The organism is Bacillus luti (genome assembly GCF_009739945.1).
GTDB classification, from domain to species: Bacteria; Bacillota; Bacilli; order Bacillales; family Bacillaceae_G; genus Bacillus_A; species Bacillus_A luti.
Genome location: NZ_CP040336.1, coordinates 2,785,282 through 2,802,961 on the forward strand (window position 1 = coordinate 2,785,282; position 17,680 = coordinate 2,802,961).

Sequence of the window (17,680 nt, forward strand, 5' to 3'; positions counted from 1 at the left end):
TCACCAACTAGACTCATACCCTAATTTCAGATTGCAATCCAGCACAAGAAAGGCGGGTAATACGAATGACTTCTCATATTGACTACACCTCCCCCTCAACTAATTTCACTTATGATTTAAATAAAAGTAATTTTTTTCAGAAAGATGCCCAAAATTATATAAATGTACTTGGCATGAAACAATTAAACACTTTAGAAAATACTTCTTTATTAGATATTTATTTAAGTTCAGGTAATGTTGTAGAACCACATATTCATCAAAATGCAGCTGAGCTTGTTTACTGTATTTCAGGATCTGCTGTTGTTTCTTTACTTAATCCTTTTACAAATCAAATATTAAACTTACCGATAAACCCAGGGCAAGTTGCCAACATTCCACGAGCGTGGTGGCATTACGAAATCGCTTCAGCGGATCATACTCATTTATTAGCGATTTTCGATGCACCTACCCCAGAAGTTATTTTTGGTTCTGATATTTTAAGATTAACTCCCGCTAGTATGATGGCTCATACGTATTGTCTCAATGAACAACAATGGAAACAAGCAGTATCTCCTATTCAATCCACTACAGTAATTGGTCCTCCGGTAAACTGTAACCAAAACCGTGAAATAAAAAATCAGCCAACTCAGCCCCCTGTTCAACAACATAATCTATATTATCAAGATACCTATTACTTCCCTCCTTACTGGGGTTATTAATAAATATCTTTTAAATAGAATCATCATTTATCTCTTCGGAAAATACTGAGGAGATATTTTATTGTACCTTCTCTTCCTATTCTTTATCGTAACAATTAATAGTGTACATACATATAATATTTATATAATTAATTGGAGGTGATAGTACTATGAGTAATTATAACTATCGAAAAAACTACTCTCATAATAAAAATAGTAGCTCGTCAGCATCCTCTCAGTCTTCGAATTCCCAATCTTCCAATTCCCAATCGCAAAGAGATTTAGCTGAGCAAGGCTATGTAAAGAAAAAAGGATGTAACTGTAATAAAAATAAATAGTTTATTTTATGGATGAATTCTATTTTAGTAGAATTCATCTTTTTTGTTTTATGAGGAATTTTTCAAACAATATAACATACTTCATAAACTATAAAATGGTCATTATCCTTATTTTTTATACAACCTAACAAAGAATAACTAATCTATTAATTTATGACTTATTCTTCGCAAAAAATATAGTCCTTCCTAGATTGACTAGGAAGGACTATATACAAATCTCTGTTTAATTTTGAACTAAACATTGTAACGAATTAAACGATATTAATACCTGCACTTACAAATCCAGCTACTGCTGCTACTGGACTTGCTGCTGTTAATGATACGTACAGCAGTATTTGATCTCCCGCAACTACTGGAATATTTTCAGCTATGATACCTGATGCTGTATCCAAAATAGCAATTGTAGTAAATGTTGGTGTTAATAATAAAGGTGCTCCTTGTACTGTAAACGTATTACTTCCTGCAGGTGCAATTAATATTTGCATCTGAATTTGTACCGGTGTTAATACCGTTAATGCAGCTGTTGCACTAAAGAAACCTGCCAATGACGTAATAGTTCCTGCACGTGGTGCTACAAATGCATAATCACCTACACCTAAAGCTAACGTGATACTAGTTCCACCCGCTATTCCTACGCCAGGTTGGCTAAAACCAAATCCGAGAAGAGTTCCAGTGTTAGCTACTAACGCGTTTACTAGCGCAGCTGGAGTTGTACCTGAAGCATACGGAATAATAGCTCCTCCGCCAGTTGCTCCTGTCACTCCTGTTGCACCAGTTGCTCCCGTTGCACCTGTTGCTCCTGTTGCTCCTGTGTCTCCTGTTGCACCTGTTGCTCCCGTTGCTCCTGTTGCTCCTGTGTCTCCTGTTGCTCCTGTTGCTCCTGTGTCTCCTGTTGCACCAGTTGCTCCTGCTCCTGTTGGGCCTGTTGCTCCTGTGTCTCCTGTTGCTCCTGTTGCACCAGTTGCTCCTGTTGCTCCTGTGTCCCCAGTTGCTCCTGTTGCTCCTGCTCCTGTTGGGCCTGTTGCTCCTGTGTCTCCTGTTGCTCCTGTTGCACCAGTTGCTCCTGTTGCTCCTGTTGCTCCTGCTGCTCCTGCTCCTGTTGGGCCTGTTGCCCCTGTTGCTCCTGTTGCTCCTGTTGCTCCTGTTGCTCCTGCTGCTCCTGCTCCTGTTGCACCTGTTGCTCCTGTTGCTCCTGCTGGACCTGTCGCTCCTGTTGGACCTGTTGGGCCTCCTCCTGGAGTAGCACCGATTAGTTGAACTAATAAGTTTAATAGCATTTGTAAATTTGCAGGATCAATAATTAATGAAAAGAAGAATGGTGCAAGAGCACTGTAGAATTGTTGTAACAAGGAAAGTAACTCGCTTAAGTTTGGATTAGGAGATTGTAATACAGTGATAATGCTTGTAATTAATTCTTTTAAATATTTACCTTCTGGAGAAGGTGGTAATTCATTTAGTAACGCGAGTAGTTGCGTAAACAAATTGAGTAAAACTAATCTGTTTGCGTCACTTGGATTTGCAAAAAACGCTGCAACTGCCGAAATCAAAGAATTTAGTATAGCTTTTAATCTATCTAATTGCTCGCTACTAATTGGAACCGTTTGTGGATTATTACAACAATCTGGTGTAAAAACTATCGGATTGCAGTTATTATGACCAAAACAATTATTATGTGTCATTTATTTCCTCCTTACTTATTTTGTATTCGAGTGTTTTCCTATTTTAAGAACAATATGAAATGTAATAAAAAAGAGTCTGCGTTATATGTCTAACTTAAAATAGAAAACATGAATTATAATTAAACTTTAAAACATTATTTAATTATGTTCATGACTCACATATTAATTATATGTTTTTAATAATTGACTGCTTAGATTAATCACCTAAACTGAAGAGTTTATTTTATTTTTCCACGTTTATCTCTTAGGTCCAAACACACATTTTAATTTGAATACAAAAACTCAAATTCACCATTAATTTATTTCCCGCAAGTAATAATACTACTTTTTGCATATAAATATAGATTATTTCCTTGCTAAAATTGGGTTCATCCTATAAACATGAAGCCGTTTCTATTATAGAGAGTTCTCATACAATATAGTGGACAAGTTATTCTATACTTCGATCCAATAAAATATGAAAAGGGGTGAAATTTAATTGCCTATCATTCAACCATTTATGGCATCTAGAAGATTTACATCTACACTAAGTGCTGGAACAGGTACAGGTGCAGCTTTCGCGATTGCTGCCACAGCTTGTTTAAACGATGCCGGTACTACTGCAACTGCCTTTCCGAATTTTACGTATTACAACTTCTATGTAAATGGCATTCTACAGCCAAGCGTGAATTCCAGTGTTACTACTGGTCCTACTGGTGCGATTACAATTCCTGGCGGAGATGCATTAGACGGCGGAATTCCCATTACAATTGAGTTTATCGTCACTTAATTTTATTAATGTAATTTTGAACAAAAAAGACAGATTCCCTTTCATCGAAGGATCTGTCTTTTTTAATTAATAATAATAAATTGTAGTATAATTGAAGACCCTTGAGAGGGTGGTTGATCATCTAATATGGAGAGCTTCCCTGCACTAACTTCATAAAATGGTTGTGGCTGTAAAATTCCATTAATAAACAAATTAATATACGAAACCTCACTTGGAGATAATATCTTTGTTGTTCCATACTCTACTATCCCATCTTCATCTGTAAATATCAGTTTTTCTCCATCTGCAAAAGTGTAATATAATAAATTGGTTGTTGGTATAGGTCCAATAAATCCAGGTTCTCCTGTTGGTCCTGTTATACCCGTTGGCCCCGTTACTCCTGTTACTCCCGTTGACCCTGTTACTCCCGTTACTCCCGTTGACCCTGTTACTCCCGTTACTCCCGTTGATCCTGTTACTCCCGTTACACCTGTTGATCCCGTTGCTCCTGTTACTCCCGTTGCTCCTGTTACTCCTGTTACTCCTGTTACTCCTGTTACTCCTGTTACTCCCGTTACTCCTGTTGATCCTGTTATACCTGTTACACCTGTTGCTCCCTTTGATCCTGTTGCTCCTGTTATACCTGTTACACCTGTTGCTCCCTTTGATCCTGTTGCTCCTGTTACTCCCTTTGATCCTGTTGCTCCCGTTTCTCCTGTTGCTCCCGTTTCTCCTGTTGCTCCCGTTTCTCCTGTTGCTCCTGTTGCTCCCATTGGAATATAAATTGGTGGAAGAGCTGGAAATGTAGGTCCAATATTCTCAGGTCCTACCATACCTTTATTCATCGATAATTTGTCATTCCGTTTCATAACACTACCTCATTCCACTTAATTTTAACAAATTCATATTAGGCTCTATCATTAAGGAATACTTTCAACTATTCAGCATAGTATCCATCCTTAGTTTAGTTGGAGATAATTCAACAGGTTCCTCTTTAACAATTATACGAATCAATCAAAAAATGATTCATTTATTTCCATAGTCAACTACCCCCCACTGAGATAAAACGTTTCAGTGGGGGCTTGAGTTTGAATGCTAGGTCTTTTCATCTATCGCTAGACAGTTTGACGCTCTAGCATTCATGCCACCTGACGGTAACACCCCAAGTATGTTTTTGGTTGGTACTGGCAACGAACTATCGTTTTCCCACTTGCACCACCCTTTCGAAAAAGAGCAATTCTTCCTTGTGGAAGAAGCCACCACTCAGATGAATCCGGCGTGTGCTACAAGCCCCGACAAGTCGAGTACACATGGATGGTTGACGCACCCACTAAGCTATGCGCGAAGCAACTGCCTTACGTTTTTGCACTTTTAATAGAATCGGCGTTTTCACTTTCAGATTGTCATCTAATTCTACAACTTTTGATTTTTCCAATGTATTCAGCGCACCATTAATATCCGCATGGATACATGTTCCTGCTTTACTTTGGTACAGACCGCGCGTGATTCGTTTGCCACTAAAGCGATAATGGGTCCTATCCTCCTTAGACCAAACTGGAACCGGATCTTTATCAAGAAAACTGGCTTTTGAGGTATAGCTTTCTTCTTGTTTTAAAAATCGTATACCTTCTTTTATACATTTATTCTCAATCGCTGCCATCAGTTTATGAAATGGGATTTGAACAAATGTTTGATTATTCTTTTTTCCCATATCAGCTTTTTGTTTCCAACCAGCGCTATACCCTACGACAACCGTATCTATGTTGTATGCTCTCACTTTTTTGAACAACAGGCCTACAGTTTGTGAAATGTAACCATTTATTTGTCGTTCTCGTTTATGCCAAAGTGCAGCCATTTGATTCGTTACAACACGTTTAGAAAGTCCATTCTCCATATTTTTCTGTTGCAGATTACGTATCATTTTGTTGAAGTACTGGTTAATGGATTTTAATTTTTTCCCATCAATTAAAAATGCATCACCTGTATTTGTCACACAACTTAACAATCTGTCTACACCTAAATCGCAACTCAAAGCGTTACTCGTAGTCGTGGATGGTTTCTTCATTTGAGAAACGTGCATGTCATATGTGTAATGCACCTCAAAGAACCGACCTTTTTGCTTCGGTACAATCTCAATGTAGGAGATTTCTTTATTTCTTAAGTTCTTTGGCATACGTATTTGAATGGAACCGAATTTTTTTCTGAATGCCACATTCATCGGAATCATCCAATACCCGTTCTCATCCACTTTTGGAACTTGATAGATTTCAATGATTCGTTTGTCAGTGGAACGAGAATAATTCGGAAACTTCGGACGCCCCGTGAACTTCTCAGGATTTTTCTTCCACTGTTCCATTGCTTTAAAAAAGCTCTTCACTTCTGTAAATAAGGCTCTACGAATCGCTTGAACAGAGTTTGATTGCATGCCCCAGTAGTTTATATCGGCTTGCATAGCAGTGTCCACTTCTTTTACGGTAGCCATTTTATTATCGTTCAAATAACTTTGTTTCATCGTGTACAATCCAACATTTCGCAACGCTTTTGAGCTATGTGACATGCGTTGCAGTAAACGAAATTCTTCTGCAGTAAGGCAAGCTCGTCCGATATTCTGTTTCTGCGTGAATCGCTGTATATTTTCTCTTTTCTTTTGTTTCCGTAATACTTTCACTGCTTTCTTTCTAGCCATTGTTTTCACCACCTTTCTTAGAGAGTTCATTACAATTAATTACTTTTGACAAATCAATATTTAGAACGGAACAAAATGTGAACATGGTCTTCATCGTAATTCTTTTTGTTTCAAGTAGCTAAATGATTATGATTATCATTATCTAATTTCGTTGTCCTACGATATATTCCCTCCTTATCTAGGGCAGATTATATCGTAAGACAAAAGAAACAAAATTGTTTCGTCTACCTGTTGACAGCAATTCATCTCCACCTGAATTGTTGGGCTTCACCCGTAACACAAATCAGATGGAGTCTTCTTGCCGAAAAGGATAAAAATAATGATATTCAAATGATTATATATCGATGATCAAACAATAAAAATAAATTGTACTATATGTATAGTAGAAAATATCTATATTAAGTGTTATGTTGACACTCAAATGAGTGTCTTTTTTGTAAATTACAAAAAATAAAAAACCATCCCTTAAAGATGGTCTTATCGTTACACCTTTCTTTATATTACTTAATATAAGTACAAGCTTAAGTAACAGGATAATAAATTGTCATACTTAATCGAGTTAATGTTTGTCCTGAGTTTTTATAAGTGTGCGCTCTATCTGCCATAAAACGAATTGAATCTCCGTTACTTAATTTATATTGGCAATCATTTACTTCAATTGTCAATTCCCCCTCAAACACAGTAATAAATTCTTCCGTTCCTTCTTTATGCGCTTCGGAGCTTAATTTTCCTTCTGTTTCAATTTCAACTGTATAAATTTCAAAATGTCTATCATCTTGGAAAGGAAAAGAGGTATAAACTTTATATTTTCCATTGTCTTCAGACAATACTTGAACATCATTTCGTAAAACTACTTTCGTATCCGGCTGTGGATTATTGATTAAGGAAGTAAAAGAAACTTTCAATCCATTTGCAATTTTCCATATTGTAGTTAACGTAGGACTTGATTCTCCTCTTTCAATTTGTCCAATCATCGTTTTACTTACACCAGTTAATTGTGAAACCTTTTCTAAACTTAATTTTTCTTTCTCTCGAATTGTTTTTAAATTTTTCGCCAGAATAAGTTGAATTTCTTCCATAAAAAACACCTCTACACTATATACAATATAACGACCGTTATGTATAATAAAAAGCACACGTTATATTGTTCTTTTCGGTCATTATAACATACCATTTTATCGGGAGGGTTTTGAAATGCCTATATTTTCTTTTTTATTATTTGTTTTTATAAGTAGCTTCACACCCGGTCCTAACAATTTTTTAGCTATGACATATGCCAATCAACATGGGTTAAAGAGGGGCATACAATTTTGCATTGGCGTAGCTTTCGGTTTTTTCATCCTCACTTTCTTATGCAGTTTCTTTAATGTTGTACTCATTAATATACTACCCACAATCGAATTGCCTTTAAAAATTTTAGGTGTAGCGTACATGCTATATTTAGCTTTCAAAATACTTACTAGTAAAGGCAATACAGAGCCCACTGAAAAAAATAATACAAACTTATTTACAGTGGGGATATCCCTTCAATTTGTCAATCCTAAAGGGATATTATTTGGACTGACTGTAGTATCGACTTTTATACTCCCTTATTACCAATCTTATTTAAGCTACGTTTTCTTTTCCTTATTTCTAGGTTTAGTCGGTTTAATGAGTACGTTTAGTTGGAGCCTATTCGGTTCAATGTTTCAAAAAATATTATTAAAACATAATCGATTATTTAACATCATTATGGCTATTTTATTAGTTTTCAGTGCATTTTCAATTGTAGTAAATTAAATTCAAATACTATATTTCTTTTCTTATTAAAAATATTCTATTCCAATAAAGTTGAAATTCTCTATGTATCTTCCACTTACGGGCAGTCCACCACCTCACCTAACTCCTTTGCATTCGCGTAATTTTGAGATAGACATCTTACTGCCCAGCAAATAGCGGGATAAAATTAGAAAAAGAGGATTACTAAAAACAAGTAGTCCTCTTTTTCGATCTATCGATATTTAACTCTGCCGCTAAACCACAATCTTTTTATTTAACTTCATACCACCAACCTTTACGATCAAGGTAGTCCGTCATTCCACTAAGTTGGGCATCTGAAGTTGGTTCAGAAATAAAATACGTTAAACCATCAGATTGTAAGATAAAATTAGCTGTCATTTTTAAGGATGTTAATGCTCCCATAACATCAGGCGTTTCATATGGTGAAAAAGCTCCTGATTGGATGATATTTTGTTTTGATGGCGGAGTTGTCCCGCCTGATTGTCCCGTTAAAGCATAAACGATTGAATTAGAGATCTTATCCACATCCCATTTTGCCATATCTGATTCGTTATCGATAAATCCAAGTTCAATTAAAATTGCCGGTGCTTTTGTATTTGCTAACACATAAAGATCTTTTCGTTCCTTAGCACCACGATTTGACCAACCAATATCTTTTGAAAGTTGCGCCGCTACTTTTGCTGCTAACGCCTGCTGGTCATAGTAAAGCACTTCAACACCATTAGCATTCGTATCATACGAGTTTAAGTGAAATGAAATGACTAAGTCTACATCGTGCGAGTTCGTTTTTGCTACAATGTTACTTAAATTTTGTGCTTGTGTTGTTCCTACCTCATCAGTATCATCATAAACTGTATGTCCCAAAGCTCTTAATTTATTTACAACCGCATCCTTAATTTGTCGATCCATAATGTGCTCTTTCCGATTCCCATAATTTGCACCCTGTACTATACTATTGTGGCCTCCATGTAAACTATATCTAGCCATTGTTCTACATCCCCTTTTTTATTACTATATTCAAAGCTCGTCTTATTGTCCGGCCAAATATTCAATATAGTTACAACAAACAATAAATAGGGCGCTAATCTGTTTGATAACTTTTGAATTCTAAATTATCTATCCTCTCAAACAAAGAATCTCCAAAATAAAAACCACAACTGCCATTTTAAGTTGTGGTTTTTATTTTGAAAAAGGCCATAGTTTACTAACCCCTTTTGTAATTATTTTTCGATTTATCCTGCCACTTATCACCTTTTCACAATCCTCATTCGTAAATTCCTTTATTATAATACAAAAAATAAGATATAATATAAGGTACTGTTCTTTAGGAGGATTATAATGGCTGATAAGTATAAATTTTTCATTCTCATTGTTATAACATTTTTTTCTTTCTTTTCTTTAATAAAAGATTTCCGTAACACTTCAATAAGTTTCTTTTGGGGAAGTTTTGTAATTCTGACCAGCTTCATATTACTATTAACACACGCTTTAGAGTTAACGCATATTCTTCTTTATTCAACCAAAATAGCTCTTGAAATTGTTACAATACCACGTAAATTATTACTTCCATTTATGACTTAATTTCTATTTCGTTTCTATTTACGTAACATGTATAGAAATGGATATCTATTTTCTAATTATCGTTGCAATTTTAAAAATGAAACGTTAATGAGTGACAGTTTTATTCCTCCCCCACTCATTATTTCTCCTTAAATAATAGAATACATCCTTTTCAATTCATTTCTTCGCGTTCTGTAATAAAATATGCAATATTTCATATTTTATTATCTCAATATTACTTTATTAACTTTCGATTAATAAAAAACCATCCGTATCATGCGGTAAATCAACATTTACAATTTAATTCCATATTTTATTTTACTAATTTTATTTTTAAACATTATATTCAAATAATTATATTGGAATTTCCTGTTCTATACATCCACATATATTTTATGTATTATGTAACAGAAGGGTAATTAAAAGACTTACTCTTTGCTATTGAGGGAAGAGCCTGAGAGCCATATCAGGCTCTTCTTTGTCTATGTACCCTGTCAAATAATGATTTGATAACACAAACAAAATACTACTTCCTTAAATCCGACTCATTATTTACATCCAATTCTTTCGTTGTTAATTCCTCTTCGTAACTTAAAAACTTCCATTTTAATTCATTCATTTGAACTAAGCTGCTTTACATATAATGGATGTGCAAAAATATTAAAAATGCGATTTCTCCTTTCCAGAGAAACCGCACCATATGAATTTTTTATTAAATTTTAAACTGACTTGTATATAAATCGAAATAAAACCCTCGATCCTCCATAAGAGATTCATGATCTCCCCGCTCTAAAATACTTCCATCTTTTATTACAAGGATTTGATCTGCCTTTTCAATTGTTTTGAGTCGATGAGCGATTACAAAACTTGTTCGACCACTCATTAAATTGTTTAACCCCGCTTGAATTTGTAATTCTGTTCTCGTATCAATATTTGAGGTCGCTTCATCAAGAATTAAAATATCTGCATCCGCTAAAATTGCACGTGCAATCGCAAGAAGTTGTTTTTGTCCTTGACTTAAATTCGATCCTTCTGAGGCAATCTCTGTTTCATATTGATTCGGTAAATGTTTAATAAACGAATGTGCTGATGCTGCCTTAGCTGCATTGATTACTTCTTCATCACTAGCATTTAATCGGCCATAACGGATATTATCCATAATCGATCCAGCAAATAAATACGTATCCTGTAAAACTACTCCTATTTTACTTCGTAAAGAATTAATGTCATAATCCTTTATATCTTTTCCATCAATTTGAATTTGACCTTGCTGTATATCGTAAAAGCGAGTTAACAAATTAATGATTGTTGTTTTTCCCGATCCAGTCGGACCAACTAAAGCAATTGTTTCTCCTGGCTGCGCTTTAAGGCTCACTTCTTTTAAAATCATTTTATTTTCCGCGTAGCCAAATGAAACATTCTCAAGTGCGACATGCCCCTGTAAATTTTGTACAACGCATGCATCTTTTTTATTTTGAATTTCTGGTACTTCATCCATAATTTCAAAAACACGTTCTCCACCAGCAACTGCCGCTTGAATTGTATTCATTAAAGTTGCAAATTGACTTAATGGTCTTGAGAATTGACGCGAATAATTAATAAAAGCTGCAATGACACCTACTGTTGTCATTCCGTTTAAAACCATAACTGATCCAGTTCCAATTACAAGCCCCATTCCTAAATTATTAATAAAGTTCATACTCGGAAAAATAAAGGCTGAAAATGTATCCGCCTTCGTAGCTGAAATTCTTAGCTGTTCATTAATTTTATTGAAATTTTGTACGGTTTCTTTTTCTTTCCCATATAACGTTGTAACATCCGCACCAGTTATAGCCTCCTCAATAAACCCATTTAATTCCCCTAAATCTTTTTGACGCTTCGCAAAATTTTCACCACTATAGGCGACTAGTTTTTTTGTAACAATAAACATAATAGGTACTGTAATTAAAGTTACAATTGCTAAAATCCAATCTAATGCAAACATCGCAATCGTCACACCTATAAAAGTTAACGCTGATGAAATAATTTGCACAACGCTTTGTGTCAACGCTTGATTCAAATTATCGATATCATTTGTCACACGGCTCATTAAATCGCCTTGAGAACGTACATCAAAGAACCGTAAAGAAAGCGTTTGGATTTTCTCAAAAATATCTTGGCGTATTTTTTGAATGGTTTTTAATGCAACGTTAATCATGACGTATGTTTGTAACCATGTTAAAAACACCGTTACACCGTAAATCGCTATAAGTAGCATACACATTCTTGCTGTACCACTTAAATCTTTCGGTACAATATATTGATCTATAGTTACCCCCATAAAATAAGGACCTAACAACCCAAGTAGCGTCGTAACAACTACTAGAAATATAACGAACATAAGTGCAGCCTTTTGATACCCCATATAGTTCCATACTCGCATTACAGTTCCTTTAGTATTCTTCGCTTTTCCCATCTTCGGTGCGTTACGTCCACCTTTATTTGCAAATTGCCCTTGAAAATTACGCATGTTCTTTCCCACCTTCTTTATCTAAGTTGCCACCTTGGGAAAGATAGATTTCCTGATATACATCACATTGTTCTAACAGTTGTTCATGGGTACCATCACCAACTAATTCACCATTATCTAGTACGAGGATTTTATCAGCATCTATTATAGATGAGATTTTAGAAGCAATTAATAATGTCGTAGTTCCTTTATATTCTGTTCTTAATGCTGATTGAATTTTTGATTCTGACCTAGCATCAACCGCTGATGTAGAATCATCTAATATAAGAATCGATGGTTTTCTTACAAGCGCTCTTGCAATAGATACGCGTTGTTTTTGTCCACCTGATAAATTTGTCGCACCTTGTGTTAAATTGTATTGATAAGATTCTTCCAGCTTGTTGATAAACTCCGTCGCACAAGCTGAAGAAGCTGCCATTTCCAGTTCATCACGCGTGGCATCTTCTTTACCATAACGTAAATTCCCTTCTATACTGCCTGAAAATAACAATGCCTTTTGTGGTACAAAACCTATTGATGCACGCAATTTTTGTAAATCATACGATTTAACATTTATTCCATCTATACATATTTCACCATGATCAACATCATAAAGACGTGGTAATAGTTTAGCTAAAGTAGATTTCCCACTACCTGTTGATCCAATAATCCCTACTTTTTCCCCTGTTCGTATACTAAATGAAATATCCTTTAAAACATATTCATTATTTTTCGTGTAACTATAACTAACATTTTTAAAGTCAACATTTCCCTCGATTTCCACAGGGACGAATGCTTTTGTATCACTCATAATATCAACTTCCGTATTTAAAACTTGCTGTACACGGTCTGCAGATGGAAAAGCTCGAGCAATTTGAATAAATACCATACTAATAGACATAAGTGACATTAAAATAATATTCAAATAGTTAATAAATGCCAAGATCGCTCCCACTTGAAGAGTTCCATTAAATACTTTTTCTCCACCAATCCATAATGTCGCAACAATCCCACCACTTACAACTAACATAATGATTGGCATCATTATGGAAATAAGCTGCACAGCTCGAATATTTATCTTCGTTAAATTTGTATTAACATTTCCAAACTGACCAATTTCATATTTTTGTCTTACATACGCTTTTATAACACGGACACCAGATAAGTTTTCTTGTAACTTTGTATTCACTTTATCTAATGCTTCTTGTACTTTTTTAAACGTTCCGCTTGCTTTACTTGCAATGAATATAATCGCCAGTAATAAAATCGGAACGACTACAAGTAATATAGGAAATAACTCTCGAGCTGTTACAAAAACGATAATTATACTTCCTATAAATAACAACGGGCCACGAACAAGAACACGTAATGTCATCGTCATCGCCGATTGAATTGAAGTAATATCATTTGTCACAATCGTTAATAATTTTCCTGTTCCAAATGAATCACGATTATTGCTAGAAAAAGTTTCTATTTTCGCAAAGACATCTTTTCGTATGTCTGTTGCAAAATTAACAGCTGCTTTTGTAGAATACATCATACACCCAAGTCCTCCAACTAAACCGAGCGCCGCTGCCCCTATCATAAGAAGCCCCATTTTTATTACATAATTTAAATCCCGATTTGCAATCCCAACATCAATAATATGTTGCATAATAGTCGGTTGAATTAAGTCCATCGCAACCTCAAGTACCATAAATAGCGGTCCAATAATAGCGAAGAACATGTATGGTTTTAAATACTGTAATAGCTTACGAAATGATTTCATACATAATCTCCTTTTCCCATGAAATTACCACTGAATAATCTTTATCCCTCCTTATTTAAGCAATATAGTTTGTAATTTCTTCATTACTTCTATTATATTATGTAAATTAATATTTAACATTATTAAATGATAAGTATTAATTTCTATCTGGTCAATAAATTTGCTTTTTATTACGGAAATATAAAAACCGCATTCTTCGTTATAAGAATGCGGTTTTTCATCTATATTTGTTAAATTTTAAAATTCAGTCTCGAATTCATTATTACTAGATGGACTACATGTGTAAAAATCTATTTTAATAGGCTTATCATCTATGTCCTCCAGCAAGATACTTTTTAGAACTCCGTTAATACTGGGAATTTATAACCTTTAAAATCTAACTCTTTACTGCTTCGAACCATTAAATACTTACTAGACTGTACTTCTGTAAATTGTACATCCTCAATTCCTAGTTGATCTGGAGAAAAATAAAATTCAATTTCTGTAAATTCTTCATTAATTTCTTCACATAATTCATCTAAAACTGGAAGTACAGGTGCGAACACTCCAAATAATTTCAACTTTTGATCTTTTACTTCATATACAATTAAAGCATCTAGTTTTTCTGAATAATACAGTTTTTCATTCCAGTTTGAGTTATTCATATTCAAATAAAACGAAGACTGGAAGTTTAATGTTGAAAATATGTTTGAAAGCCTTTGACTACTATCAACAGTCTCATGTATTAACTGTCTATCCTCTTCAGTATGATAGTCTAACTTTCTAAGTAAAGAATCCTTATTATTACTTTTATCGTATGGTATAGTCATCAGATGTTCCTGCACAACTTTAAACCCAAATGATTTATATAATTCTGGGGTTTCAGTAAACAATAACGCACAATTACATTGCTTATCGATTTCTTCTATCATCCTACTCATTAATTGCGTCATTAATCCTTGTCTACGAAAATTAGGATGCGTCATTACTGATTGGATGCCCGCTGCATTTATTCTTTCACCATTTATTAGCAATGGTAGTGAAAATGCCGCAACATTTGCAATTACCTTATCTTCTTGTAAAAAGGACAAAGCTTTATATGTATCATCCCAATATCCTTTCTCCGAAAAATCATTCAATGTTTGACTTGTAATACCAAACACTTCTTCAAATAAAGGAAATAACTGCTCTCTTTCTGGTTCTTCTATTAGAAGATTTGCAATTTTTTCAACATTCCCCATGCTGTACCTCCATACGTCAATTCCATTAATTTAGATATACTTGTATGACCTACTCATAAAATAATAGGCCTTACAAATCAATATAGTATCATAAAATATAAAAAAATAGTCTAATAAATTTTATGTTTCGATCATTCGAAAATAAGTCGAATAAACCAATATTAAGATTTTTGAATATTAATAAGTTAATTACATAAAAATAGTGCTTTCTAGTTAGCTTTTACTAATAGAAATGCACTACTTATAATAAAATTTATTTATTCTTTTTCCCCTTCAATTCTCTCTTTCGTACTAATTTCTTCTCCCTTCATTCGTTTTTCAAATGTTTTTCGCCAACTAGTAGAAAGTGCTTTTACTCCCAAAATTCTATGTACGCCTTCAACATTTTGTTTCTCCTTATGCATAATGCGATTAGCAAACGCTACTGTAACACCTTTCGGGTCAGAATCTAGCCATTTTAACGTATCGACATGTGATACCCATCCTTCTTTTAATACTCGAAAATAAAAACCTGTATATCCTGTTTCTTGAAAATATAATGGCAATTTCGGGACATTGTATTTCTTCGCTAATTTAAAACAAGGTTGCCTTGGCTGCGTTACTTGTACAATTGCTTCTCCAAGTTTAAAAGTATCACCAATACAAACATCTTCTTCCCGCAAACCACTCACCGTTATATTTTCTCCGAAGGCCCCATATACAAGATCTTGATTCAATTCTTTTTCCCAATATTCATAATGATCTCCCGAATAAACACAAACAGCTTTATCTACTCCGCCATGATGAACCAAATCCGCCTGACCATCTCCTTTAAATTTTAGAAAAGATAAATATATAGGTTCCTTTGTTTCCACTTTATTAATACCTGTTTGAATTAACTTTCCTCCATACATAACTTCCTTGGGCAACCCTATATTTAAAGATAGTACCTCATACACTTTATTCATCGTAATCGCTCCTCTTACTTATCGCACAATTTTCGAAAGGTTAATCTATTCTTTCAAACTCTCTGCCTATTTTTTAATTTTAAATGACAAGAGGTGGGAAAAACGTAATACTTAATCAAATATCTCTGCTACGATACTTATCTAGACTTACTTCCAACACCCTTCAATTTATTTCTAATAAGGTGATTATAAACTTTACAAAATCATTGTTCAATTCGATTATTTATATAATAATGATAGGTATAACCTATCATTAAACTTGAGGTGATTCCAATCGAATTACGACAACTAAAATACTTTTTAGCTGTTTCAAAAGAGTTGCATTTTACAAAAGCAGCTGAGAAATTAAACATTTCACAACCTTCACTCAGTCAACAAATACGTGCATTAGAACACGAATTGGGTATGCCACTTTTTGATAGAATTGGCAAAAAAATATCTTTAACTGCAGCAGGTAAAATTTTGTTATTACATACTAAAACGATTTTTCGTGAAATTGAACAAGCTCGTTCTGCTATTCAAGATTTAAATGGATTACAACATGGCTCCTTAACAATCGGCTCTTTATTAACTGTCGTAAATTATTTACTGCCACCAGCCATATTAAATTTTAACAAACTATACCCAAATATCGAGCTTTCTGTGTTAGGGCTTCGTACTGGAGATATTCTAGAAAAATTGTTACAAAACGAATTAGATATTGGTATTACATTTTTACCAGTGCAAGATAAAGAAATTGTTTCTATCCCACTATATAAAAGTGAACTTACATTAGTTGTCCCAACCGGTCATACATTAACTGAACGTAGCCATATATCTATTGTAGAATTACAGGACTATCCTTTAATTCTGTTACCCAAAAATTTCTTTTTAACTGAACTCATTACATCTCATTGTCAACAGTTTGACTTTACACCAAAACCAATTCTAGAAATTAGTACAATGGAATCTTTAATTCAAATGGTCTCAAAAGGTATGGGAATTACAGTGTTACCAAAACCGTATATAGACTTTTTGCAAAACACAAACATTCAAGCTCTTAAAATAAAAGATCCTACTCCAACGATTGATATCGGACTTATCTACAGGAAAGATAAATATATGTGTGCTGCAACTCGAGCATTTATTGAGCAACTAAAAATAACCGTGCATTCTTTACAACACTAAATGAACAAAAGAGATTGTCCTATAAAGCCATTTCGCAACGACCTAGTAGAATAATCTCTTCTCATAATAAAATAAAACTTTACATTTTTTGTTTTTTCTATAATAACCTATTATTCATTTAATATTTTGTGTTCCTTTCTATATAAAATAAGGTATTTTTTACAAGTGAACGATCTTGTCACTAGAGCACTTTTTTAAGTGCTCTTTTTATTTATTAAACTTATACATAATGAATTTTTTATTAGACCTTTTCATTTGCTTATAACATTTCCAACCACTATAATCGTATAATTCTTCTTACATTTTCCTTTCACGTTGTATCTCACTTTCGATACATTCTTTAATTTCCCTTAATAATCCTTGAGATTTTATATACTTGCTTTCCAACTTTATGATTCGCTTTTTGCTAACTTCACCTCCTATGATTGCTCGTCATAGGAGGTGAAGTTATAAATGAAGAAAATATTGGTTTACATCGAACTGCTGTTAAACTAAGTTTAATTAGTTCAACACTCCTCCCTATTTTTCGTCATTCACTTTACCAACAGGTTCAACGGTATTGATTCAGGAAGCAGAACCCTTATATATAGTGAACCCATGTTCCTTATATAAGGGTTTATATT

Annotated in this window: 14 protein-coding genes and 1 pseudogene; 5 read left to right on the forward strand and 10 right to left on the reverse strand. The window is 34.1% G+C overall.

The window, feature by feature from the left end:
- Positions 1–65 precede the first annotated feature (65 nt).
- On the forward strand, positions 66–698 hold the full coding sequence (locus EUC40_RS14245; protein WP_156575753.1) for a cupin domain-containing protein: 633 nt from the start codon (positions 66–68) through the stop codon (positions 696–698).
- A gap of 568 nt (positions 699–1,266) precedes the next feature.
- Here the strand turns inward: EUC40_RS14245 and EUC40_RS14250 are convergent.
- A complete protein-coding gene (locus EUC40_RS14250) occupies positions 1,267–2,694 on the reverse strand; it encodes an exosporium glycoprotein BclB-related protein (RefSeq protein WP_156575754.1) in 1,428 nt (475 codons plus the stop codon).
- Between the two features lie 478 nt (positions 2,695–3,172).
- On the opposite strand from EUC40_RS14250, the gene EUC40_RS14255 reads away from it, so the two are divergent.
- Positions 3,173–3,463 (forward strand): DUF4183 domain-containing protein, encoded by a 291-nt coding sequence (locus tag EUC40_RS14255; protein ID WP_098663785.1) that lies wholly within the window; start codon positions 3,173–3,175, stop codon positions 3,461–3,463.
- A 62-nt stretch (positions 3,464–3,525) separates the two neighbouring features.
- Here the strand turns inward: EUC40_RS14255 and EUC40_RS14260 are convergent, their stop codons facing one another.
- The 3 genes from EUC40_RS14260 to EUC40_RS14270 form a co-directional block, all read right to left on the reverse strand.
- Positions 3,526–4,311: a DUF4183 domain-containing protein gene (locus EUC40_RS14260; protein WP_156575755.1), complete on the reverse strand. Its 786-nt coding sequence runs from the start codon at positions 4,309–4,311 to the stop codon at positions 3,526–3,528.
- 461 nt (positions 4,312–4,772) lie between these two features.
- Positions 4,773–6,128, reverse strand: a complete 1,356-nt coding sequence (locus EUC40_RS14265; protein WP_156575756.1) for an RNA-guided endonuclease TnpB family protein — start codon at positions 6,126–6,128, stop codon at positions 4,773–4,775.
- Between the two features lie 521 nt (positions 6,129–6,649).
- Positions 6,650–7,264, reverse strand: a complete 615-nt coding sequence (locus tag EUC40_RS14270) for a helix-turn-helix domain-containing protein (protein ID WP_156575757.1) — start codon at positions 7,262–7,264, stop codon at positions 6,650–6,652.
- A 58-nt stretch (positions 7,265–7,322) separates the two neighbouring features.
- On the opposite strand from EUC40_RS14270, the gene EUC40_RS14275 reads away from it, so the two are divergent.
- On the forward strand, positions 7,323–7,907 hold the full coding sequence (locus tag EUC40_RS14275) for a LysE family transporter (RefSeq protein ID WP_156575758.1): 585 nt from the start codon (positions 7,323–7,325) through the stop codon (positions 7,905–7,907).
- 249 nt (positions 7,908–8,156) lie between these two features.
- On the opposite strand, the gene EUC40_RS14280 is transcribed toward EUC40_RS14275, so the two are convergent.
- Positions 8,157–8,894 (reverse strand): N-acetylmuramoyl-L-alanine amidase, encoded by a 738-nt coding sequence (locus EUC40_RS14280; RefSeq protein ID WP_156575759.1) that lies wholly within the window; start codon positions 8,892–8,894, stop codon positions 8,157–8,159.
- Between the two features lie 351 nt (positions 8,895–9,245).
- Between EUC40_RS14280 and EUC40_RS14285 the strand changes: the two genes are divergently transcribed.
- Positions 9,246–9,488, forward strand: coding sequence for a hypothetical protein (locus tag EUC40_RS14285; protein WP_071709658.1), 243 nt, complete (start codon positions 9,246–9,248; stop codon positions 9,486–9,488).
- A 691-nt stretch (positions 9,489–10,179) separates the two neighbouring features.
- Here EUC40_RS14285 and EUC40_RS14290 read toward each other — a convergent pair.
- From EUC40_RS14290 to EUC40_RS14305, 5 genes and pseudogenes are all read right to left on the reverse strand, one after another.
- On the reverse strand, positions 10,180–11,976 hold the full coding sequence (locus EUC40_RS14290; protein WP_156575760.1) for an ABC transporter ATP-binding protein: 1,797 nt from the start codon (positions 11,974–11,976) through the stop codon (positions 10,180–10,182).
- Positions 11,969–13,723 (reverse strand): ABC transporter ATP-binding protein, encoded by a 1,755-nt coding sequence (locus tag EUC40_RS14295; protein WP_156575761.1) that lies wholly within the window; start codon positions 13,721–13,723, stop codon positions 11,969–11,971. Before EUC40_RS14295 ends, EUC40_RS14290 begins: the two co-directional genes overlap by 8 nt.
- Positions 13,724–13,960: 237 nt before the next feature.
- A pseudogene (locus tag EUC40_RS27270) lies at positions 13,961–14,050 on the reverse strand (DUF1349 domain-containing protein); the annotation flags it as partial.
- An 8-nt stretch (positions 14,051–14,058) separates the two neighbouring features.
- Complete coding sequence (locus EUC40_RS14300; RefSeq protein ID WP_000528658.1) at positions 14,059–14,943, reverse strand: GNAT family N-acetyltransferase; 885 nt, start codon at positions 14,941–14,943, stop codon at positions 14,059–14,061.
- 257 nt (positions 14,944–15,200) lie between these two features.
- Positions 15,201–15,890 carry an MOSC domain-containing protein gene (locus EUC40_RS14305; RefSeq protein WP_001045579.1) on the reverse strand — a complete coding sequence of 230 codons (690 nt, stop codon included), beginning with the start codon at positions 15,888–15,890 and terminating at the stop codon, positions 15,201–15,203.
- 264 nt (positions 15,891–16,154) lie between these two features.
- Between EUC40_RS14305 and EUC40_RS14310 the strand changes: the two genes are divergently transcribed.
- Complete coding sequence (locus EUC40_RS14310) at positions 16,155–17,057, forward strand: LysR family transcriptional regulator (protein WP_167520152.1); 903 nt, start codon at positions 16,155–16,157, stop codon at positions 17,055–17,057.
- The last annotated feature ends 623 nt before the right edge of the window (positions 17,058–17,680 follow it).

Coding starts and splice junctions, on each gene's coding strand:
- EUC40_RS14245 (WP_156575753.1), top strand. CDS start 66: ATGACTTCTCATATTGACTACACCTCCCCCTCAACTAATTTCACTTAT.
- EUC40_RS14250 (WP_156575754.1), bottom strand. CDS start 2,694: ATGACACATAATAATTGTTTTGGTCATAATAACTGCAATCCGATAGTT.
- EUC40_RS14260 (WP_156575755.1), bottom strand. CDS start 4,311: ATGAAACGGAATGACAAATTATCGATGAATAAAGGTATGGTAGGACCT.
- EUC40_RS14265 (WP_156575756.1), bottom strand. CDS start 6,128: ATGGCTAGAAAGAAAGCAGTGAAAGTATTACGGAAACAAAAGAAAAGA.
- EUC40_RS14275 (WP_156575758.1), top strand. CDS start 7,323: ATGCCTATATTTTCTTTTTTATTATTTGTTTTTATAAGTAGCTTCACA.
- EUC40_RS14280 (WP_156575759.1), bottom strand. CDS start 8,894: ATGGCTAGATATAGTTTACATGGAGGCCACAATAGTATAGTACAGGGT.
- EUC40_RS14285 (WP_071709658.1), top strand. CDS start 9,246: ATGGCTGATAAGTATAAATTTTTCATTCTCATTGTTATAACATTTTTT.
- EUC40_RS14290 (WP_156575760.1), bottom strand. CDS start 11,976: ATGCGTAATTTTCAAGGGCAATTTGCAAATAAAGGTGGACGTAACGCA.
- EUC40_RS14295 (WP_156575761.1), bottom strand. CDS start 13,723: ATGAAATCATTTCGTAAGCTATTACAGTATTTAAAACCATACATGTTC.
- EUC40_RS14300 (WP_000528658.1), bottom strand. CDS start 14,943: ATGGGGAATGTTGAAAAAATTGCAAATCTTCTAATAGAAGAACCAGAA.
- EUC40_RS14305 (WP_001045579.1), bottom strand. CDS start 15,890: ATGAATAAAGTGTATGAGGTACTATCTTTAAATATAGGGTTGCCCAAG.